The following is a 20191-nucleotide window of genomic DNA, read 5'->3' as shown; positions in this document are numbered from 1 at the left end:
GTCCGCGCACGAAACCCGAGGTCATCCAGCATGAAGTCTGCCGTCACCCCGCAGCGCCACGAGCCGTCGCGCCCGGACCCGGACAGGGCGCTGTTCCGTCCGGTGACGCGCGAGGAATTAGCGCCCGCGGTACGGGAGTTCCTCGACGCGCCCGGCACCGCGCCGATCCCGGTGCTCACCGACGGGCGGGACGACCTGCTCCGCAGCGTGTCCCTCGCCTCGGGCCTCTACCGCGCCGTCCAGCACCCGGCGCCCCTCGACCTCGGTGTCGTCCTGCACCCGGAGGACCTCCCCGACGGGGTCGGGGACCTCGCCCGCCCGCTGGCCCGCGCCTGGCTCACCGAGAAGGACCTCGCCGCCCTCGACGAGCCGCCCCGCGGGACCCTCCTGCTGGTCGGCACCTACGACCGGCTCACCCTCGACCCGGTGCGGGCGCTGCTCCTGGCCGGCTACCGGGACGCCCGGCGCGGCCTGTCGCTGCTGAGCGGCCGGGACGCCGCGTCGGTGGCGTGGAACGTGGCCAAGCAGTACGCCCGGCGGGCCGACGACCTCGACGCCCTCGGCCTGTTCACCGACACCGACCGCCCCCCGCACCTGCCCGGCGTCAGGGTCTTCGACGACCGCGACTTCGAACGCGCCGACATCCAGGCCGAGATCCTCGGCACCCGGTGGCGCCGCGTCGTCTTCCAGGGCCACGGCAAGGACGACAGCATCAACCTCGGCGAGTTCACCATCTGCGGCCTCAACGAGACCGCGCCCGCCCGGCCCGGCGTCCTCGCCCCCCGCTGCGCCTACGGGCTGCCCTGCTACAAGCCGGAGGACAAGCTCGTCCCGCTCAACCGCGTCGAGGCCGCCGAACTGGTCCTCAGCGCCTGCAACAGCGGCCCGCTCGCCGACCTCGCGCTCTACGACCCCAAGTACCAGCTCCTGCTGAACGCCCTCGACAGCCCCGCCCGCACCGTGGTGTCGGCCGTGTCCGTGCACGACTCCGACCGGCCCGAGAACGTCGCCTGGATGCTCGGCGCCGCGTCCGGCGCGGACTCCGTCGACACCCTCAACGCGAGCCTCGCCGGCTCGCACCCGTACCCCGCCTTCATGCGCTTCGGGCTGCCCGACCCGGCGGACGAGACCCCCGCCGCGCCCCCGCCCTCCGACCACCGGCCCGACCCGCTGGTCCTCACCACCGGGCACCGGCTCTCCGCGCTGCTCACCTCCGAGCTGCTGCCGCACAACCACCCGCTGCGGCCGCGCCTCGGCAAGCTGGCCCGCAAGGTCGACCTGTGGGTGGCCCGCCCCACCCACCTCGCCGACCAGGCGCCCGACGAGATCCGTACCTCCCTCACCGCCGACCTCCAGTCCCTCGACCATGTGATCGCGGAACAGGTCTCGGCGAACCCCGAGGACGAGATCATGAACTACCCCGCCCACTTCGGCGACCGCAGCTCGCTGGACCCCGCGGTCCACGAGGTCACCTGCCACTGCGGGCGGCCCGCCCAGGAGTTCACCCGGCGGGGCCTGCTGCCGCACGTCCTCGACACCCTCTGCGTCGTCTGCATGCGCTGCGGCGACGTCACCTTCCGCGTCCCCGGCGCGCCCCGACTGTGGGCGTACGCCCCCGACGAGGTGCCCCAGGGCGGCGTCCTGGAGGTGCGCGCCTCCCTCACCGCCGCCCGCCCCGGACCCGTACGCCTCGGCCTGTTCGTCCCGACCTACCTGCGGGACGACACCGAGGTCGAACCGGCGAAGACCAGGGTCCGCGCCCCCGGCGACCGCGCCAGGGACGTCACCTTCCGGGTGCGGTTCGCGCCCGGCACGGCCCCGCAGGCGTACTACTTCACGGTCTTCGCCGTACAGGACCTGGCCGTCTCGACCGCCCGCCGGCACTTCGGCGTCGTCCCCGGCCACGGCTGAGCCCGGCCACGGCCGAGCCCGGCCACCCTCCCACCCGACCCCCACCACCGGCCGGACCACCGGCCGGACGAAGGACGGTTGTCATGGAGAAAAGCCCCGCACCCGAGATCGAGCTGATCGAGCAGAACGGCGAGGTCACCCTGAGCATCGGCGGCGAACAGGCCATGCAGGCCTGGGAGCGCGACCTGATGTGGGCCAGCGCCGACCTGCTGTGCCGCCACGGCCAGGACTTCTACGAGGTGGGCCTCGGCCTCGGCCTGTCCGCGCTGCGCATCGCCGGGAACCCCGCCACCCGCAGCCACACCGTGCTGGAACTCTTCGGCGAGGTCGAGGACCTGTTCCGCGCCCAGCACCCCGACCTGCCCGCCACCCTGTCCATCGAGCGCGGCGACTTCTTCCGGCGGATCTTCGAGCTGCCGTCGTCGAGCATCGACGGCATGTTCTTCGACCCCGCGCTCGACATGGACGTCTGGAAGGACGAGGAGCTGTGGCGCAGGACCATGCCGGAGGTCGTCCGGGTGCTGCGGCCCGGCGGGGTGTTCATCCCCTTCTTCTCCACCCGGCCCGAGCTGCGGTGGCAGTACGTCGAGCACTTCCGCACCGTCCGCGTGGAACGCCACCCGTACACCGCGTACGACACCACCGAGTACACCTACGGGACCTCCGGCAACGCCTACATCCAGTGCTTCTACAAGGACTGACGGGGGGCCGCGGTGCACAGCACCTACGACACCGTCGAGGACGCCTACCTCACGGAACTGCGCAGCACCTACCACCACGCGGCGTTCCGCAACGCCCCGCGCGGCCGGCCCAGCCGTGAGCGGCTCGGCGCCGGATTCCAGGTCCGGCGCCCCGTGCAGCGCCATGTCGCCCTGCCGGGGCGCCGGTCCAACCTGGTCTTCAACTTCGCCGAGGCGCTCTGGTACCTGTCCGGCTCGGCCGATCTGGCGCTCGTCGCCCACTACGCGCCGAGCATCCGCTCGTACTCCTCCGACGGCGCGACCCTCACCGGCACCGCCTACGGGCCGCGGATCTTCGACTATCCGGGGACGGGCCTCGACCAGTGGCGGACCGTCATCGACGTCCTGACCGAGGACCCCGACAGCAAACGGGCGGTCGTGCAGATCTTCCACCCGCGGGAGCTGCGCGAACCCGGCAACATCGACGTCGCCTGCACCCTGGCCCTGCAGTTCCTGCTGCGCGAGGGGCGGCTGCACGGGGTGGGCTACATGCGGGCCAACGACGCCTACCGCGGCATGGTGAGCGACGTCTTCTCCTTCACCTTCCTGCTGGAGCTGCTCGCCGCGCAGCTCGGTGTCGGCGTCGGCGGTTACGTCCACCAGGTGGGCTCGCTGCACGTGTACGACAGCGACGCCCCGCTGGTGCGGCGTGTGCTGCGGGAGGGCCGGGGCGACGGCCGCCCCGCGGCCTTCCCCGCGATGCCCGCGGGGGACAACTGGCCGCACGTGCGGGAGGTGCTGCGGCTGGAGGAGGGCCTGCGCACCGGCCGGCTGCGGCTCGGCCCCCACGCGCTGCGCGCCCTCGACCTGCCCCGCTACTGGCAGGACGTGACGGGCCTGTTCGAGCTGCACCGCCAGCTGACCCGCGAGGGCCGGATGGACGAGGAGAGCCTGGCCCGGCTCCCGCCGCTGTACCGCCGGATGATGCTGCACCGCTGGCCCCGCCCCGTCACCGACCAGGAGGTCCCCGTATGACCACGACTCCCGCCCCCGCCCGCGGCCTCGCCGGTGAACTGGGCGTCAGCTCCATGTTCCTGGCGGGCCCGTTCCTCCAGCTGCTCGACCCGGTCACCGGGGAGATGCCGCCGGGGACCCGGGCGCCCTTCGCCTTCCTGATCGACCACTTCGAGGGCCACGGCTTCGGGGTCCACAACGCGCACCGCCGCGAGGCGTGGGGCGCCGAGCTGATGTCGCCCGAGACGTGCACCCCGCTGGACCAGGAGGAGATCCGCAAGGCCGATGTGTTCGTGGCCCTGCCGGGCGTCCCCGCCTCGCCCGGCACCCACATCGAGATGGGCTGGGCCAGCGCCTTCGACAAGCCGATCGTGCTGCTGCTGGAGCGGGGCCGGGAGTACGCGTTCCTGGTCCGGGGCCTGCACACGGTGGCGACCGTCGAGTACGTGCTGTACGACGACCTGGCCGCCGCGCTGCCGGAGATCGACGCGGCGGTGCGGCGGGCGGTCGTCCGGCGGCGGGCGGCGGAGGCGGCCTGACGCGTACGCCGAGGCGCCCGGCCGGTGGCCGGCACACCGGCGTGGGCCGCCCCCGCCCGGGCGCCTACGCCGGTGTGAAGCCGCGCAGCCGCAGGCTGTTGCCCACCACGAACACCGAGGAGAACGCCATCGCCGCGCCCGCGATCATCGGGTTGAGCAGTCCCGCCGCGGCGAGCGGCAGGGCCGCCACGTTGTAGGCGAAGGCCCAGAACAGGTTGCCCTTGATGGTGGCGAGGGTGCGGCGCGCGAGGCGGATGGCGTCCACGGCGGCACGCAGGTCGCCGCGTACGAGGGTGAGGTCGCCCGCCTCGATCGCGGCGTCCGTGCCGGTGCCCATGGCCAGGCCCAGGTCGGCCTGGGCGAGGGCCGCCGCGTCGTTGACGCCGTCGCCGACCATGGCGACCGAGCGGCCCTCCGCCTGGAGGCGGCGCACCACCTCGACCTTGTCCTCCGGCATGACCTCCGCGTACACCTCGTCGATGCCGACCTCGGCGGCGACGCTCTCGGCGACGGCCCGGTTGTCGCCGGTGAGCAGGATGGGCGTGAGGCCCAGCCGCCGCAGCCCCCGGACCGCCTCGGCGCTGGTGTCCTTGACGGCGTCGGCGACCTCCAGGACCGCGCGGGCCTCGCCGTCCCAGGCGACGGCGACGGCGGTCCGGCCGGCGGTCTCGGCCGCGTCCCGGGCGGCCTCGAGGGCCGGGGGCAGGTCCACGGACCGCTCGGCGAGCAGCCGGGGCCGGCCGACGAGGACGTCGTGCCCGTCGACGGTGCCCCGGACGCCGAGGCCGGGCACGTTGGCGAAGTGCGCGGGCGCCGGGAGCGCCCCGGCGCGTTCGGCGGCGGCGGTGGCCACCGCGCGGGCGACGGGGTGCTCGGAGGAGTTCTCCAGCGCGCCCGCGATCCGCAGGACGTCCTTCTCTCCGGTGCCCTCGGCGGTGTGGACCGCGAGGAGCGTCATCCGGCCGGTGGTGACGGTGCCGGTCTTGTCGAGGACGACGGTGTCGACCCGGCGGGTGGTCTCCAGGACCTCCGGCCCCTTGATCAGGATGCCGAGCTGGGCGCCGCGCCCGGTGCCGACCATGAGGGCGGTCGGGGTGGCGAGGCCGAGGGCGCAGGGGCAGGCGATGATCAGTACGGCCACGGCGGCGGTGAACGCGGCGGTGAGCCCGGCGCCCTGCGCCAGCCAGAAGGCGAGCGTGGCGAGCGCGAGCCCGATGACGACGGGCACGAAGACCGCGGAGATCCGGTCCGCGAGCCGCTGCGCGGCGGCCTTGCCGTTCTGGGCGTCCTCCACCAGCTTCGCCATCCGGGCGAGCTGGGTGTCGGCGCCGACGCGGGTGGCCTCCACGACGAGCCGGCCGCCGGCGTTCAGGGTCGCCCCGGTGACCGGGTCGCCGGGCGCGACCTCCACGGGCACGGACTCACCGGTGAGCATGGAGGCGTCGACGGCCGACGTGCCGTCCACGACCGTGCCGTCGGTGGCGATCTTCTCGCCGGGGCGGACGACGAACCGGTCCCCCACGCGCAGCTCCCCGGTCGGTACGCGCACCTCCCGGCCCTCGCGCAGGACGGTGACGTCCTTGGCGCCCAGCTCCAGCAGGGCGCGCAGCGCCGCGCCCGCCCGGCGCTTGGAGCGGGCCTCGAAGTAGCGGCCGGCCAGGATGAAGGCGGTGACCCCGGCGGCGGTCTCCAGGTAGATGTTCCCGGCGCCGTCGCCGCGCGAGACGGTCAGCTCGAAGGGGTGGGTCATGCCGGGCATCCCGGCCATGCCGAAGAACAGCGCCCACAGCGACCAGAGGAACGCGGCCGAGGTGCCCACCGAGATCAGGGTGTCCATGGTCGCGGCGCCGTGCCGCGCGTTGGTCCAGGCGGCGCGGTGGAACGGCCAGGCGGCGTAGGTGACGACCGGCGCGGCGAGGGTGAGGGAGAGCCACTGCCAGTACGTGAACTGGAGGGGCGGGACCATGGCCAGGACGATCACGGGCACGGAGAGGACCACGGAGGTGATCAGCCGCTGCCGCAGGGACACCAGCTCGTCGGGGCGGTGGCCGTCGGGGCGGTGCTGGTCGCCGGCCCCGGTCGCGTCGGGCCCGGCGGGGGTGGCGGGCGCGGGTGGGGCGGGTGGTTCGGCGGTGTAGCCGGTCGCCTCGACGGTGGCGACCAGGTCGGCGATCTCGACGCCCGGGGCGTAGCTGACCTTCGCCTTCTCGGTGGCGTAGTTGACGGTCGCGGTCACCCCCTCCATGCGGTTGAGCTTCTTCTCCACACGGGCCGCGCAGGAGGCGCAGGTCATGCCGCCGATGGCCAGCTCCACCTCGGCCGTGGGCCCGGGGGTCGTCGTGGTGGGGGTGCTCATGAGTGCCGCTCCTCGCCGTTGATACCCCGACAGGGTATGCCCTGCCGCTGGCTCCATGTATACCCCCTAGGGGTATCCGGTGCAAGCGGTGGACACGGCGGAGGAGCCCATGCGGCCACGCCGGCGGCAGGCGCGCACTAGGCTGGGCATTGGACTAGACCTGTAGCGGACCTATAGCGAGACCTGTAGCGAATGGAGCCCCTGTGCCTGTGAGCAACCGCGCACTCCTGGAGGTGATCGCCCTCGACGCGGAGGACGCGATCGCCGCCCAGGCCGGAGGAGCGGACCGCCTCGAACTGGTCACCGACATCGCGGCGGACGGGCTCAGCCCGTCGCGCGAGACCTACGGCCGCGTCCGCGCCGCCGTCGACATCCCGCTGCGCGTGATGCTGCGGCTGGCCGACGGCTTCGCCGCGGGCGACATCGACGCCCTGGTACGGGTGGCGCGGGAGCTGCGCGAGGAGGGCGCCGACGAGTTCGTCCTCGGCTTCCTCGACCCGGCGGGCCACGTCGACCTGGTGGCGGTGGAGCGGCTGGTCGCCGAGCTGGAGGGCTGCCGCTGGACGTTCCACCGGGCGCTGGACCGGACGACCGACCGGGACGCCGCCCGCAAGCAGCTCGCCGACCTGCCGGGGCTGGACACCTGCCTGACGGCCGGCTCGGCGGCCGGGGTCGACGAGGGCCTGCACGTCCTGCTGGAGGAGGCCGCGGCCGCGAGGCGCGGCGAGCCCGGCTACGAGCCCCGGCTGCTGGTCGGCGGCGGACTGCGGCTGGAGCACGTGCCGCGGCTGCGGGCGGCGGGCGTGGACGCCTTCCACATCGGCGGCGCGGCCCGCCCCACCGGCTGGACGGCCCCGGTCTCCCCCACAGCGGTCCGCACCTGGCGCACGGCCCTGGACACGCAAGCCTGACGGACCGGTCACCCCGGCCCCCCTGTTGGGGCGGTGCCCCCGCCAGCCCCCCGTTGTGGGCGGTACCCCCTGCCAGTCCCCCAACCCGTTGTGGGCAATCGTCCCGCTGGGGCGGGACGGGTGGGCACAACGGGGTGCCCACCGGGACGGTGCCTGTTCCTGGGCTGCGCCCCGGAGCGGTGCCGGTGGGGGTGGGGCGGGGCCCCTCCGGGCTCACCTCCTCGCGGTCGGCGGGGTGCCCTACCGGCTAGGTGACCGTGCGACGCCGCCAACCGCTGCGGGGGCGACCCTGCACGGCCCCACCCCGGTAGTACGCCGACTGCCGGTCGTGGGTGGAGGGCCACCCGGGTGCGGGCCGACCGCGAGTCGCCGCACCGCCCGGGGCCGACCGGCACAATGGGCCGCATGGCCCTCCCCGCACACCCCGCCCACGACGACCTCCGCCGGCGCTGGGCCTCGGCCACCGGGCACGCCCCGCACGCCGACCGGTACGCCGACGACCTCCTCGCCCGCTGGGCCGAGCCGCAGCGCCGGTACCACACCACCGACCACCTGCTCGCCGTCCTCGACCGCGTCGACGAGCTGGCCGACCACGCCGACGACCCCGACGCCGTACGCCTCGCCGCCTGGTTCCACGACGCCGTGTACCTCCCGGAGCGGTCCACCAACGAGGAGCGCAGCGCCCGCCTCGCCGAGCGCGCGCTCCCCGAGCTGGGCGTCGGCCCCGCGCGTACGGCCGAGGTCGCCCGGCTGGTCCGGCTCACGGTCACCCACGACCCGGCCGAGGGCGACCGGGACGGCGAGGTGCTGTGCGACGCGGACCTCGCGGTGCTGGCCGCCGCGCCCGACGCGTACGCCGCCTACGCCGCGGCCGTACGGGAGGAGTACGGCTTCGTACCGGACGACGCGTTCCGCGAGGGCCGCGCCGCGGTGCTGCGGCAGCTGCTCGGCCTGCCGTGCCTCTTCCGCACCCCGCACGGCGCCCGCGCCTGGGAGGAGCGGGCCCGGCAGAACCTCACCACCGAGCTGCGGCTGCTGGAGTCCGGCATGTGAGACCTCCGGGCCGCCAGGAATGTAAGGGATCATGCGGGCGTTGGCTCCTGGCATGCCGTCTGTCGCCGAACGCACCCGTATGCCCCTGGCCGTCTACATCCTCGGCCTGTCCGTCTTCGCGCTCGGCACGAGCGAATTCATGCTGTCGGGGCTGCTGCCACCGATCGCCGACGACATGGGCGTCTCCATCCCCCGCGCCGGGCTCCTCATATCCGCCTTCGCCATCGGCATGGTGATCGGCGCGCCGCTCCTCGCGGTCGCCACGCTCCGGCTGCCGCGCAAGACCACGCTCATCGCCCTGATCAGCACGTTCGGCGTGGGCCAGCTGGTGGGCGCGCTGGCACCCTCGTACGGGATCCTCTTCGCGTCGCGCGTGGTCAGCGCGCTGGCCTGCGCCGGCTTCTGGGCGGTGGGGGCCGCTGTCGCCATCGCGATGGTGCCGGTCGGCGCCCGCGCCCGCGCGATGGCCGTGATGATCGGCGGCCTGTCGATCGCCAATGTGCTGGGCGTCCCGGCCGGCGCGTTCCTGGGCGAGCACCTGGGCTGGCGGTCCGCGTTCTGGGCCGTGGGCGCCGCGTCGGTGATCGCCCTGGTGGGCGTGGTGACCCTCATCCCGCGCATCCCGCTGCCCGCGGAGCGGCCCCGGCTGCGGCGCGAGCTGACGATCTACCGCGACCGGCAGGTCTGGCTCGCGGTGGTGGTGACGGCGCTCGCGGCGGGCGGGGTGTTCTGCGCCTTCTCCTACCTCGCGCCGTTGCTCACCGACGTCTCGGGGCTCGCCCCGGGCTGGGTGCCGACCGTGCTGGGCCTGTTCGGCATCGGCGCGCTGGTGGGCACCACGATCGGCGGCCGGGTCGCCGACGCCCACCTGTTCGGGGTGCTGCTGAGCGGCATCACCGCGTCGACGGTCTTCCTGGTCGCGCTGGCCCTCCTCGCGTCCAGCCCGGTCGCGGCGGTGATCCTCTCGTTCCTGCTGGGCGTCTCCGCGTTCTACACCGCCCCGGCGCTCAACGCCCGGATGTTCAACGTCGCGGGCGCCGCCCCCACGCTGGCGGGCGCCACCACGACCGCCGCGTTCAACCTGGGCAACACCGGCGGCCCGTGGCTGGGCGGCACGGTCATCGACGCCGGCCTGGGCTTCCCGTCCACCGCCTGGGCGGGCGCCGCCATGACCGTCGTGGGGCTCGCCGCCGCGGCCGTGGCGCTCCGGCTCCACCGTTCGACGTCCCGGGTGGTCGCCGGTTCGGGCGCCGCGCTGGACGCCGAGACCGCCCGTCTCTGACCGGCCGTCAGGGGGAGGCGCGCCGCTTCGGGCGGCGCAGCCCCGCCTCCGTGAGCCGGCGGACCAGTTCCTTGGAGCCGACCTCCACCGCGCCGGCCGCCACCGCGTCCGCGTACCGCTCGGACGGCACGTCGTAGTGGTCGCCGTCGAAGGCGCGGGGCGGGGCGCCGATCCCGGCGGCGAAGGCGTGCAGTTCCTCGTAGGAGGCGTCGCTCACCAGGTGGGACCACATGCGGCCGTGCCCCGGCCAGTTCGGCGGGTCGATGTACACCGTCACGTGAGGCCGCCGACCGGTGCCACCACCACGCCCGCCTTGCCGCACACCCAGTGCGGGTCGGGCCCCAGCTCCGGTTCCACGTCCAGGGCGTGCGGGTCGCCCGCGCTGCACACCGGGCACAGCGGCCAGCGGCCGTGCCGCTCCAGCAGCGCGTCCTGCACGTCCTGGGCGACGAGCCCGGCCACGTACGCCGCGCCCTCCGGCCACTGCTCGACCCACCAGCGGCGGTGCGTCACCGCGTCCTCCACGAGCGAGACCACCTCCGCCCGGGCGACGTCCCGCGCCATCAGGTCGGCGAGGACCAGCGACCGGGCGGCGTGCAGGGCCTGCTCCAGGGGGTTCACGGCGTCCATGGGCCCATTGTCTCCCCAGGTCCGGAGGGGTTGACGGCCCCCGGGGCTGAAAATACCTTTCAGAGGTGACCCGCCATGTGAAGGAAAGTTTCAGCAACGGCGGCGGCCCCGCCCCGATACCGGGCCCCGCCGCACCCGCCCCCGCCCCAGCGCCCGCCGCGCTGGCCGCGAAGGTCCGCACCCTCGCACCCTCCATGACCCGCTCCATGCAGCGGGTCGCCGAGGCCGTGGCCGGCGACCCGGCCGGCTGCGCCGCCCTCACCGTCACCGGCCTTGCCGAGCTGACCGGCACCAGCGAGGCCACCGTGGTGCGCACCGCCCGCCTGCTGGGCTACCCCGGCTACCGCGACCTGCGCCTCGCCCTCGCCGGGCTCGCCGCCCAGCAGCAGTCCGGCCGGGCGCCCTCCGTCACCGCCGACATCACGGTCGACGACCCGATCGCGGACGTGGTCGCCAAGCTCGCCCACGACGAGCAGCAGACCCTCGCCGACACCGCCGCCGGGCTCGACACCATCCAGCTCGGCGCCGCCGTCACCGCCCTGGCCGCCGCCCGCCGCACCGACATCTACGGCGTCGGCGCCTCCGGGCTGGTCGCCCAGGACCTCGCGCAGAAGCTGCTGCGCATCGGGCTGATCGCCCACGCCCACAGCGACCCGCACCTCGCCGTCACCAACGCCGTCCAGCTCCGCCCCGGCGACGTGGCCATCGCCATCACCCACTCGGGCTCCACCGGCGACGTCATCGAACCGCTCCGGGTCGCCTTCGACCGGGGCGCCACCACCGTCGCCATCACCGGCCGCCCGGACGGCCCCGTCGCCGGGTACGCCGACCACGTCCTCACCACCTCCACCGCCCGCGAGAGCGAACTGCGCCCCGCCGCCATGTCGTCCCGCACCAGCCAGCTCCTCGTCGTCGACTGCCTGTTCACCGGCGTCACCCAGCGCACGTACGAGAAGGCGGCGCCCGCGCTCTCCGCCTCGTACGAGGCCCTCGCCCACCGCCACTCGCCCCGCACCCGCTGACCGGCCGAAAGAGCACGCCCGCATGAAGCCCTCCGAGCTGTCCTCCCTGACCACGGAAGCCTTCCGCCCCGAGCTGGCGGACATCGACCGCCTGCCCACCGCCGAGATCGCCCGCCTGATGAACGCCGAGGACCAGTCCGTGCCCGGCGCGGTCGCCGGCCAACTGCCCCGGATCGCCGCCGCCATCGACGCCACCGCCGACCGCATGGCGCGCGGCGGGCGGCTCGTCTACGCGGGCGCGGGCACCGCCGGGCGGCTCGGCGTGCTGGACGCCAGCGAGTGCCCGCCCACCTTCAACACCGCGCCCACGCAGGTCACCGGCCTCATCGCGGGCGGCCCCCGGGCCCTGCTGGAGGCCGTCGAGGGCGCCGAGGACTCCCCGGAGCTGGCCGCCGCCGACCTGGACGGCCTCGGGCTGACCGCCGAGGACACCGTCGTCGGGATCTCCGCATCCGGCCGCACCCCCTACGCCGTCGGCGCCGTCCGGCACGCCCGGGCGCGCGGGGCCCTGACGATCGGGCTGTCCTGCAACCCGGGCAGCGCCCTCGCCGCCGAGGCCGAGCACGGCATCGAGGTCGTGGTCGGCCCGGAGCTGCTCACCGGCTCCACCCGGCTCAAGGCCGGCACCGCGCAGAAGCTGGTGCTCAACATGATCTCGACCATCACGATGATCCGGCTCGGCAAGACGTACGGGAACCTGATGGTCGACGTCCGTGCGTCCAACGACAAACTGCGCGCCCGCTCGCGCCGGATCGTCGCCCTGGCGACCGGCGCGCCGGAGCCGGACGTGGAGGCGGCCCTCACCGCCACCGACGGCGAGGTCAAGCCGGCGATCCTCACCCTGCTCGCCGGGGTCGACGCCGGGACGGCGGCCGAACTGCTCGCCAAGACGGACGGCCACCTGCGCGCGGCGCTGGACCAATAGGCGGGGCACGGGCCGCCCACCGGCGCGCGACCGCCCCCGGCGGCACCCGCCGCTGGCAGCATCCGCTCATGACCGCAGCCGCACCCGCACCGGACCCCCGCACCACCGCAGGCGCCATCCTCCCCCTCGTCGGCGGCGCCGCGAACGTCACCTCCGTCGCCCACTGCATGACCCGCCTCCGCCTCGGCCTGCTCGACCGCGCCCTGGTCCGGGAGGAGGAGCTGCGGGCGCACCCCGCCGTCCTCGGCGTCGTCGAGGACGGCACGACGTACCAGATCGTCCTGGGCCCGGGCACCGTCGCCCGGGTCACGCCCGCCTTCGAGGAGCTGGTGTCCGCGTCGCGGGGCGAGGAGCTGAAGGCAGCCCAGAAGGCCAGGAACGCCACCCCCGGCAAGCTCCTGCTGCGCCGGGTGGCGGACATCTTCGTCCCGCTGATCCCCGCCCTGATCGGCTGCGGCATCATCGCCGGCGTCAACGGCCTGCTGCTCAACCTGCACTGGCTGCCCTGGCTGACGCCCGCGCTCGCCGCCGTCGCCTCCGGCTTCATGGCGCTGATCGCGGTGTTCGTCGGCATCAACACCGCGAAGGAGTTCGGCGGCACACCGGTGCTCGGCGGCGCGGTGGCCGCGATCATCGTGTACGCGGGCGTCGCCCGGATCGAGGCGTTCGGCCAGCAGCTCTCCCCCGGGCAGGGCGGCGTCCTCGGCGCGCTGGCCGCCGCCGCGCTCGCCGTCCAGGTGGAGAAGTGGTGCCGCCGCCGCGTCCCCGAGGCGCTGGACGTGCTGGTCACGCCGACGCTCACCGTGCTGGTGGCGGGCCTGGTCACGGTGTACGGGCTGATGTTCGTGGCCGGCGGAGTGTCGGCCGCCATCGGCACGGCCGCCGACTGGCTGCTCAGCCACGCGGGCGCGGTCGCCGGATTCGTGCTGGGCGGGCTGTTCCTGCCGCTGGTGATGCTGGGGCTGCACCAGGCGCTGATCCCCATCCACACCACGCTCATCGAACAGCAGGGCCACACCGTCCTGCTGCCGATCCTCGCCATGGCGGGCGCGGGCCAGGTCGGCGCGGCGGCGGCCGTGTACGTACGCCTGCGGCACCGCACCGACCTGCGCCGCACCATCAGGTCCGCGATGCCCGCCGGGCTGCTCGGCGTGGGCGAGCCGCTGATCTACGGGGTGTCGCTGCCGCTGGGGCGGCCGTTCGTCACGGCCTGCGTGGGCGGCGCGTTCGGCGGCGGGTTCGTCGGGCTGTTCACCATGCTCGGGCACACCGTGGGCTCCACGGCGATCGGCCCGTCCGGCTGGGCGCTGTTCCCCCTGCTCGCCGGCGACCGGGGGCTGTCCCCGGCCACGTTCGCGGTGTACGGGGGCGGGCTGCTGACCGGGTACGCGGCCGGGTTCGCCGCGACGTACCTCTTCGGCATCGGCAGGCCGCTGCTCAGCCCACCACCTGCTCCCTGACGCTCATCCGCCCCTCCCGCAGGGTGGCGACCCGGGGAGCGCGCCGCGCCAGGGCGGTGTCCCGGGTGACCATGACGAACGTCAGGCCGTGCCGCTCCCACAGCCCGTCCAGCACCTCCATGATCGCGTCGCGGCCGGCGGCGTCCAGGCCCCCGGCCGGCTCGTCCGCCAGCAGCACCGCCGGGCGCCCGACCCACGCCCGGGCGATCGCCGCCCGTTGCCGCTGCCCGTCCGGCAGCCCGGCGAGCGGGTGCCCGCCCCGCCCGCCGAGGCCCACCGACACCAGGGCCTCGGCGGCCCGTTCGCGCCGCTCGTCCCCCCGGAGCCCGAGCGGTACGAGGCCGGTCTCGACGTACTCCTGGACGGTGAGCCCCGGGACCGGCCCGCGCACCCGGGACACGAAGCCGATCTTCTCCGCCCGCAGCCGCGCGAGCCGCGCCTCCGGCAGGGTGGCCAGGTCCGTCCCGTCCAGCAGCACCCGCCCCCAGCAGGGCCGGTCCAGACCGCCGAGCATCCGCAGGAACGTCGACTTCCCACCCCCGGCGGGCCCGTGCACGACGAGCCGCCCCCCGTCCTCGATGATCAGGTCCACCCCGTCGAGAGCCCGGACGGTGTCCTCACCGCGCCGGTATCGCTTGGTGACGCAACTGAGCTGGTACATGCCCCGAAAGCTAGGGACACGAGGTGATGGCGGGTTGAGGAGCCGGTGAAAGCCGCATGAGAACGGGGTACGCCGCGCCCGCGCCGTACCCCGTCGGTCTCCGCCCTGCCCTGTGCGGGCTACAGCAGGCGGTAGATGTTGTAGCCCCAGCCGATCTTCACCGGCTTGCCGAGCGGGGCGACCGCGTCGCCGGTGCCCGAGTACCGGTACAGGTCGCCCGTCGTGGTGCGGGCCACGAGGTCGGTCCTGCCGTCGGCGTCCAGGTCGCCCACGGACAGCACCCGGTTGTGGGTGTTCCAGCCGGCGCCCACCTTGGCACGGACCTCGAAGGGGGCCCGGTAGTCGCCGGTGCCCTTGTACAGCCACAGGTCGCCCGCCTTGTCGCGGGCCACGATGTCGGCCTCGCCGTCGCCGGAGAGGTCGCCCTGACCGGCGATCTCGGTGTACTGGTTCCAGCCGCCACCGATCCGTACGCGCGGCGACACGCGGCCGTCCGGGTAGCCGGTGTACGTCCACAGGACGCCGGACTTGTCCACGGCGACGAGGTCGGCCTCGGGGGAGGCACCGAGGTGCCCCGGGGACAGCACCTTGGTGTAGGTGTTCCAGCCGGTGCCGATGTCCTTGGTGTGCACATCGAGGTCCTGGGACCAGGTGTAGGTCATCCGGCCGTCCTCGAGGATGCTCCAGGTGCCGTCGCCGTAGCCGTCCTTGTCGTTGTCCACCTCGATGGAGGCCGTGAAGGACTCGAAGCTCACGCCGACGTCGTACCGCTCCTTGAAGCCGCCCATACGGTCCGGGAAGTACAGGTACAGGTTCCCGGTCTTCTTGTCGACGGCGTTCATCGAGAAGGTCGGCGTCAGGACCGTGCCGGGCTCACCGGCGCGCGGGGCGGCGGCGCGGGGCGCCTTGGCGCGGTACTGCGCCTCGGCCTCGGCACGCGCCCGCTCGGCGCCCGCCGGGTCCTCGGCGGCGGTGGCGGTACCGGCCGTGGCGGCCAGGGCGGCGGCGATCAGGGCGGTGGCGACGAGGCGCTTGAACGTACGGCCGGGCGTGATGACGGTCAAAGGGAAGTCCCCCTGCGGTGTGCGAAGTTCGGTAAGGGCCCGCGTCACAGGCCCCCCGCACTCTCTCACGAGTCCTTCACACACGCTTGCGAATTTCACAAGGGTCGGTACCGAAGAGTCTGGTGCAACCCACCCGCCCACCCGGCGAGTTGAAACGCCCGAGGGCGGTACCCCCCTGGGAGTGGGGGTACCGCCCTCGGCGAAGGACGTGTCCGATCCGGGTGGATCAGAAGTCCATGTCACCGCCCGGCATGCCGCCCGGGGCGGCCGCGGCGGCCTTCTCCGGCTTGTCGGCGATGACGGCCTCGGTGGTGAGGAACAGCGCCGCGATGGAGGCCGCGTTCTGCAGAGCGGAACGGGTCACCTTGGCGGGGTCGATGATGCCCTCGGCGATCATGTCGACGTACTCACCGGTCGCGGCGTTCAGGCCGTGGCCGACGGGCAGGTTGCGCACCTTCTCGACGATGACGCCACCCTCGAGACCACCGTTGACGGCGATCTGCTTGAGCGGGGCCTCCAGCGCGAGGCGGACGGCGTTGGCGCCGGTGGCCTCGTCGCCGTCGAGCTCCAGCTTCTCGAAGACGCTGGACGCCTGGAGCAGGGCCACGCCACCGCCGGCGACGATGCCCTCCTCGACGGCGGCCTTGGCGTTGCGCACCGCGTCCTCGATGCGGTGCTTGCGCTCCTTGAGCTCGACCTCGGTGGCGGCACCGGCCTTGATGACGGCCACGCCGCCGGCCAGCTTCGCCAGACGCTCCTGGAGCTTCTCGCGGTCGTAGTCCGAGTCGGAGTTCTCGATCTCGGCGCGGATCTGGTTGACGCGACCGGCGACCTGGTCGCTGTCACCGGCACCGTCGACGATGGTGGTCTCGTCCTTGGTGATGACGACCTTGCGGGCGCGGCCCAGCAGGTCCAGGCCGGCGTTCTCGAGCTTGAGGCCGACCTCCTCGGAGATGACCTGGCCACCGGTGAGGATGGCGATGTCGTTCAGCATGGCCTTGCGGCGGTCGCCGAAGCCCGGGGCCTTGACGGCGACGGACTTGAAGGTGCCGCGGATCTTGTTGACGACCAGGGTCGACAGGGCCTCGCCCTCGACGTCCTCGGCGATGATCAGCAGCGGCTTGCCCGACTGCATGACCTTCTCCAGCAGCGGGAGCAGGTCCTTCACCGAGGAGATCTTCGAGTTGACGATCAGGATGTACGGGTCGTCGAGCGACGCCTCCATACGCTCCATGTCGGTGGCGAAGTACGCCGAGATGTAGCCCTTGTCGAAGCGCATACCCTCGGTGAGCTCCAGCTCCAGACCGAAGGTCTGGGACTCCTCGACGGTGATGACGCCTTCCTTGCCGACCTTGTCCATGGCCTCGGCGATGAGCTCGCCGATCTGGGTGTCGGCGGCGGAGATGGAGGCCGTGGAGGCGATCTGCTCCTTGGTCTCGACATCCTTCGCCTGCTCGAGCAGCGCGCCGGAGACGGCCTCGACGGCGGTCTCGATGCCGCGCTTCAGGGCCATCGGGTTGGCGCCGGCGGCGACGTTGCGCAGGCCCTCGCGGACGAGCGCCTGGGCGAGGACGGTCGCGGTGGTCGTACCGTCACCGGCGACGTCGTCCGTCTTCTTGGCGACTTCCTTGACCAGCTCGGCGCCGATCTTCTCGTACGGGTCCTCGAGCTCGATCTCCTTGGCGATGGACACACCATCGTTGGTGATCGTGGGGGCGCCCCACTTCTTCTCGAGGACGACGTTGCGACCCTTGGGGCCCAGGGTCACCTTGACGGCGTCGGCGAGCTGGTTCATGCCGCGCTCGAGGCCGCGCCGTGCCTCCTCGTCGAACGCGATGATCTTGGCCATGTGAAGTGGTCCTCCCGGACTGGGGTGGATGCTCCGGACCGCGCTGGCGCCCGCGACGGACGGCCTGCCTGCCTGAGGTGGTTCCTTGCCCCACCGGCCTGCGGGCCTCACCGACCCGGTCCTTCGTTGTCACTCTCACCTTCAGAGTGCTAACGCCAATGATTAGCACTCGACCCCTGCGAGTGCAAGCGCCTCTCGCGGAGAGACCCCCGGGGGTGTGCCCGCACACGCGCGAGGGGTCCGCGTCCCCCTGGACGCGGACCCCTCGGCGTTCGTGAAGCCGGCCGGCCGGTCTCCCGGCGGCCGATGGTCGGTGGCCGATCGTCCGGCGGGCCGGCCGATCGCGACGCGACGCTCAGCCGGCGGCGAGCTTGACCATGTCCGCCTGCGGACCCTTCTGGCCCTGCGAGATCTCGAACTCGACTCGCTGACCTTCTTCAAGGGTGCGGTAGCCGTCCATCTGGATCGCGCTGTAGTGGACGAAAACATCCGCACCACCGTCGACCGCGATGAAGCCGTACCCCTTCTCCGCGTTGAACCACTTGACGGTGCCCTGAGCCATGCCTAACTCCCCTATTACTGGCCCTTGCACAGGACCGCACTTCGCGGACCCGGGTCAGACCTCGCCCCCTGACAGGTGGAGGCGTGCGCCGGAACGCGTCGACCGCCGCTGAATGTATCTGCCCAACTGCCGTCTGCAACAGGTCAATCGGACGAGAAATCCGAGCACGGGTGAACGGAAATTGCGCCCCAAGGCGCCGGAATCCCGGGCAAGTCGGGCCGGGCAAAGCGCACTATTGGCGCAATTCGCTGGCACACATTGACTGCATCTTGTCGCGGCCGCGCGGCTTCTCATATGCGGGCGGCACTCGCGACGGCGGGCACTTCCCCAACTCTACCGTGCTGAACCATGCAGAATTGCCCCCTCCGCTTCTCTCGCGGAGGGGGCAACGCCGGTCACGCTGTGTGGGTCAGCAGCCGCCCGCGACGGCCGGGATGATCGACACGCCCGCCCCGTCGGGCGTGGCCGTCTCCAGACCGCCCTCGAAGCGCACGTCGTCGTCGTTGACGTACACGTTCACGAAGCGGCGCAGCTTGCCCTGGTCGTCCAGGACACGGGCCGCGATGCCCGGGTGGTTCGTCTCCAGCGACGCGATGACCTCGGCGAGGGTCGCGCCCTCCGCCGGGACCTCGGCCCGGCCGCCGGTGTAGGTGCGGAGGATGGTGGGGATGCGGACGTTGACGCTCATGTCGTGGTGCTGCCTCTCGGTCGGTCAGGCCAGGCCGGCGTCGCGGAACGCGTCCAGGCTCGGGCGGATGGTGGCGGTCGGGCCCGTCGTCGGGGCGACCGCGTCCAGGGTCTTCAGGCCGTCACCCGTGTTGAGCACGACCGTCGTCAGGGACGGGTCCAGCAGGCCCGCCTCGATCAGCTTCTTCGTCACGCCCACGGTCACCCCGCCCGCCGTCTCGGCGAAGATGCCCTCCGTACGCGCCAGCAGCTTGATCGCCTCGACGATCCGCTCGTCGTCCACGTCCTCCACCGCGCCGCCGGTGCGGCGCGCGATGTCCAGGACGTACGGGCCGTCCGCCGGGTTGCCGATGGCCAGCGACTTGGCGATGGTGTCCGGCTTCTGCGGGCGCACCACGTCGTGGCCGGCCTTGAACGCCGCCGACACCGGCGAGCAGCCCTCCGCCTGGGCACCGAAGATCTTGTACGGCCGGTCCTCGACCAGCCCCAGCCTGATCAGCTCCTGAAGCCCCTTGTCGATCTTCGTCAGCTGCGAGCCGGACGCGATCGGGACGACCAGCTGGTCCGGCAGCCGCCAGCCGAGCTGCTCGCAGATCTCGTACGCGAGGGTCTTCGAGCCCTCCGCGTAGTACGGCCGCAGGTTCACGTTGACGAAGCCCCAGCCCTCGCCCAGCGGGTCGCCGATGAGCTCCGAGCAGAAGCGGTTGACGTCGTCGTAGGTGCCCTCGATGCCGACCAGGTCACCGCCGTACACCGCCGCCATCACGACCTTGCCCTGCTCCAGGTCGTGCGGGATGAACACGCACGAACGGAAACCGGCCCGCGCGGCGGCGGCCCCGACGGCACCCGCCAGGTTGCCCGTGGAGGAGCACGACAGGGTGGTGAAGCCGAAGGCGCGGGCCGCCTCGATCGCCTGGGCGACGACCCGGTCCTTGAAGGAGTGCGTCGGGTTGCCCGAGTCGTCCTTGACGAACAGCCTGCCCGGCTCGACCCCCAGCTCGCGCGCCAGGTTGTCCGCCTGGACGAGCTTGGTCCAGCCCGGGTTCAGGTTCGGCTTGCCGGCCACGTCCGCCGGGACCGGCAGCAGCGGGGCGTACCGCCAGATGTTGGCGGGACCGGCCTCGATCTGCTTGCGCAGCGCCTCCGGGTCACCGGACGGCAGGTCGTAGGAGATCTCCAGGGGCCCGAAACACAGCTCACAGGCGAAGATCGGCCCCAGTGCGAAACGCTCGCCGCACTCACGACAGGAGAGGGCGGAAGCAGGCCCGAGGTCGACGTTCTTGGCGGTGGCGACAGTCTGTACAGCCATGGAGGCGAGGCCCTTTCTCCTCATCTTCCTCATGGCGCACTTCGCCATGAGACGGATTTGGCACCTTCCCTAGCCGGGGCCTCGCGCATGGTGGTTGCGAGTGCCGGCTGGAGGGTTGCCGGGGCTTCAACGGGCCGTGTCCCTCTGCCCCTCTGGATGAGCGGTATTCGATTGTGTGCGCGGGGGGACCCGACATGCGACGGTCATCCGCGTTGTTCAAGACTGTAACCGAACCCCTGGACAGCTGAGACGGCCGTCCGATACGCGAGATGGAGA

General features: G+C 73.2%; 19 protein-coding genes and 1 riboswitch. Of the genes, 10 read left to right on the top strand and 9 right to left on the bottom strand.

What is annotated here, in order from left to right; translation table 11 throughout:
- The first annotated feature begins 30 nt into the window (after positions 1–30).
- The 4 genes from ACF08D_RS23935 to ACF08D_RS23920 all read left to right on the top strand — a co-directional run bounded on the left by ACF08D_RS23935 (position 31) and on the right by ACF08D_RS23920 (position 4144).
- Positions 31–1911: a hypothetical protein gene (locus ACF08D_RS23935; protein ID WP_392225010.1), complete on the top strand. Its 1881-nt coding sequence runs from the start codon at positions 31–33 to the stop codon at positions 1909–1911.
- An 83-nt stretch (positions 1912–1994) separates the two neighbouring features.
- Entirely contained in the window at positions 1995–2612 is a 618-nt protein-coding gene (locus ACF08D_RS23930; RefSeq protein ID WP_392225008.1) for a class I SAM-dependent methyltransferase, read from the top strand.
- 12 nt (positions 2613–2624) lie between these two features.
- Positions 2625–3626 carry a thymidylate synthase gene (locus ACF08D_RS23925; RefSeq protein ID WP_392225007.1) on the top strand — a complete coding sequence of 334 codons (1002 nt, stop codon included), beginning with the start codon at positions 2625–2627 and terminating at the stop codon, positions 3624–3626.
- A complete protein-coding gene (locus ACF08D_RS23920; RefSeq protein ID WP_392225005.1) occupies positions 3623–4144 on the top strand; it encodes a hypothetical protein in 522 nt (173 codons plus the stop codon). Before ACF08D_RS23925 ends, ACF08D_RS23920 begins: the two co-directional genes overlap by 4 nt.
- 64 nt (positions 4145–4208) lie before the next feature.
- On the opposite strand, the gene ACF08D_RS23915 is transcribed toward ACF08D_RS23920, so the two are convergent.
- Positions 4209–6500 carry a heavy metal translocating P-type ATPase gene (locus ACF08D_RS23915; RefSeq protein WP_392225003.1) on the bottom strand — a complete coding sequence of 764 codons (2292 nt, stop codon included), beginning with the start codon at positions 6498–6500 and terminating at the stop codon, positions 4209–4211.
- A gap of 209 nt (positions 6501–6709) precedes the next feature.
- On the opposite strand from ACF08D_RS23915, the gene ACF08D_RS23910 reads away from it, so the two are divergent.
- From ACF08D_RS23910 to ACF08D_RS23900, 3 genes are all read left to right on the top strand, one after another.
- Complete coding sequence (locus ACF08D_RS23910) at positions 6710–7411, top strand: copper homeostasis protein CutC (RefSeq protein ID WP_392225001.1); 702 nt, start codon at positions 6710–6712, stop codon at positions 7409–7411.
- A gap of 396 nt (positions 7412–7807) precedes the next feature.
- Entirely contained in the window at positions 7808–8464 is a 657-nt protein-coding gene (locus ACF08D_RS23905; protein WP_392225590.1) for a hypothetical protein, read from the top strand.
- Positions 8465–8543: 79 nt separating this feature from the next.
- Complete coding sequence (locus ACF08D_RS23900) at positions 8544–9746, top strand: Cmx/CmrA family chloramphenicol efflux MFS transporter (RefSeq protein WP_392225588.1); 1203 nt, start codon at positions 8544–8546, stop codon at positions 9744–9746.
- Between the two features lie 7 nt (positions 9747–9753).
- Here the strand turns inward: ACF08D_RS23900 and ACF08D_RS23895 are convergent, their stop codons facing one another.
- Positions 9754–10023: a DUF4031 domain-containing protein gene (locus ACF08D_RS23895; protein WP_392224999.1), complete on the bottom strand. Its 270-nt coding sequence runs from the start codon at positions 10021–10023 to the stop codon at positions 9754–9756.
- Positions 10020–10376, bottom strand: coding sequence for a hypothetical protein (locus ACF08D_RS23890; RefSeq protein ID WP_392224997.1), 357 nt, complete (start codon positions 10374–10376; stop codon positions 10020–10022). Before ACF08D_RS23890 ends, ACF08D_RS23895 begins: the two co-directional genes overlap by 4 nt.
- Before the next feature lie 65 nt (positions 10377–10441).
- On the opposite strand from ACF08D_RS23890, the gene ACF08D_RS23885 reads away from it, so the two are divergent.
- From ACF08D_RS23885 to ACF08D_RS23875, 3 genes are all read left to right on the top strand, one after another.
- Positions 10442–11398 carry a MurR/RpiR family transcriptional regulator gene (locus ACF08D_RS23885; RefSeq protein ID WP_392224995.1) on the top strand — a complete coding sequence of 319 codons (957 nt, stop codon included), beginning with the start codon at positions 10442–10444 and terminating at the stop codon, positions 11396–11398.
- Positions 11399–11420: 22 nt separating this feature from the next.
- The gene (gene murQ, locus ACF08D_RS23880) at positions 11421–12323 is read left to right on the top strand and encodes an N-acetylmuramic acid 6-phosphate etherase (protein WP_392224993.1); all 903 of its coding nucleotides are present in this window, start codon (positions 11421–11423) and stop codon (positions 12321–12323) included.
- A 68-nt stretch (positions 12324–12391) separates the two neighbouring features.
- Positions 12392–13783, top strand: coding sequence for a PTS transporter subunit EIIC (locus ACF08D_RS23875; RefSeq protein ID WP_392224991.1), 1392 nt, complete (start codon positions 12392–12394; stop codon positions 13781–13783).
- Here ACF08D_RS23875 and ACF08D_RS23870 read toward each other — a convergent pair.
- The 6 genes from ACF08D_RS23870 to thrC form a co-directional block, all read right to left on the bottom strand.
- Complete coding sequence (locus ACF08D_RS23870) at positions 13761–14444, bottom strand: ABC transporter ATP-binding protein (protein WP_392224989.1); 684 nt, start codon at positions 14442–14444, stop codon at positions 13761–13763. The two genes, ACF08D_RS23875 and ACF08D_RS23870, sit on opposite strands and share 23 nt — an antisense overlap.
- 119 nt (positions 14445–14563) lie before the next feature.
- Positions 14564–15508, bottom strand: a complete 945-nt coding sequence (locus ACF08D_RS23865) for an FG-GAP repeat domain-containing protein (RefSeq protein ID WP_392224987.1) — start codon at positions 15506–15508, stop codon at positions 14564–14566.
- Between the two features lie 226 nt (positions 15509–15734).
- On the bottom strand, positions 15735–17357 hold the full coding sequence (gene groL / locus ACF08D_RS23860) for a chaperonin GroEL (RefSeq protein WP_392224985.1): 1623 nt from the start codon (positions 17355–17357) through the stop codon (positions 15735–15737).
- A 355-nt stretch (positions 17358–17712) separates the two neighbouring features.
- Entirely contained in the window at positions 17713–17919 is a 207-nt protein-coding gene (locus ACF08D_RS23855; RefSeq protein WP_008743607.1) for a cold-shock protein, read from the bottom strand.
- A gap of 409 nt (positions 17920–18328) precedes the next feature.
- Entirely contained in the window at positions 18329–18607 is a 279-nt protein-coding gene (locus ACF08D_RS23850; RefSeq protein ID WP_392224983.1) for a MoaD/ThiS family protein, read from the bottom strand.
- 24 nt (positions 18608–18631) lie between these two features.
- On the bottom strand, positions 18632–19939 hold the full coding sequence (gene thrC / locus ACF08D_RS23845; protein WP_392225587.1) for a threonine synthase: 1308 nt from the start codon (positions 19937–19939) through the stop codon (positions 18632–18634).
- Positions 19933–20078, bottom strand: a riboswitch (SAM riboswitch). Its footprint overlaps the gene before it by 7 nt.
- Positions 20079–20191 lie beyond the last annotated feature (113 nt).

Source organism: Streptomyces sp. NPDC015131 (assembly GCF_043079975.1).
Taxonomy (GTDB): Bacteria; Actinomycetota; Actinomycetes; order Streptomycetales; family Streptomycetaceae; genus Streptomyces.
Note: the sequence above shows the minus strand (reverse complement) of the source record. Positions and strands in the feature narration are given on the sequence as shown.

Coding starts and splice junctions, on each gene's coding strand:
- ACF08D_RS23935 (WP_392225010.1), top strand. CDS start 31: ATGAAGTCTGCCGTCACCCCGCAGCGCCACGAGCCGTCGCGCCCGGAC.
- ACF08D_RS23930 (WP_392225008.1), top strand. CDS start 1,995: ATGGAGAAAAGCCCCGCACCCGAGATCGAGCTGATCGAGCAGAACGGC.
- ACF08D_RS23920 (WP_392225005.1), top strand. CDS start 3,623: ATGACCACGACTCCCGCCCCCGCCCGCGGCCTCGCCGGTGAACTGGGC.
- ACF08D_RS23915 (WP_392225003.1), bottom strand. CDS start 6,500: ATGAGCACCCCCACCACGACGACCCCCGGGCCCACGGCCGAGGTGGAG.
- ACF08D_RS23905 (WP_392225590.1), top strand. CDS start 7,808: ATGGGCCGCATGGCCCTCCCCGCACACCCCGCCCACGACGACCTCCGC.
- ACF08D_RS23900 (WP_392225588.1), top strand. CDS start 8,544: ATGCCCCTGGCCGTCTACATCCTCGGCCTGTCCGTCTTCGCGCTCGGC.
- ACF08D_RS23890 (WP_392224997.1), bottom strand. CDS start 10,376: ATGGACGCCGTGAACCCCCTGGAGCAGGCCCTGCACGCCGCCCGGTCG.
- murQ (WP_392224993.1), top strand. CDS start 11,421: ATGAAGCCCTCCGAGCTGTCCTCCCTGACCACGGAAGCCTTCCGCCCC.
- ACF08D_RS23875 (WP_392224991.1), top strand. CDS start 12,392: ATGACCGCAGCCGCACCCGCACCGGACCCCCGCACCACCGCAGGCGCC.
- ACF08D_RS23870 (WP_392224989.1), bottom strand. CDS start 14,444: ATGTACCAGCTCAGTTGCGTCACCAAGCGATACCGGCGCGGTGAGGAC.
- groL (WP_392224985.1), bottom strand. CDS start 17,357: ATGGCCAAGATCATCGCGTTCGACGAGGAGGCACGGCGCGGCCTCGAG.
- ACF08D_RS23855 (WP_008743607.1), bottom strand. CDS start 17,919: ATGGCTCAGGGCACCGTCAAGTGGTTCAACGCGGAGAAGGGGTACGGC.
- ACF08D_RS23850 (WP_392224983.1), bottom strand. CDS start 18,607: ATGAGCGTCAACGTCCGCATCCCCACCATCCTCCGCACCTACACCGGC.
- thrC (WP_392225587.1), bottom strand. CDS start 19,939: ATGAGGAGAAAGGGCCTCGCCTCCATGGCTGTACAGACTGTCGCCACC.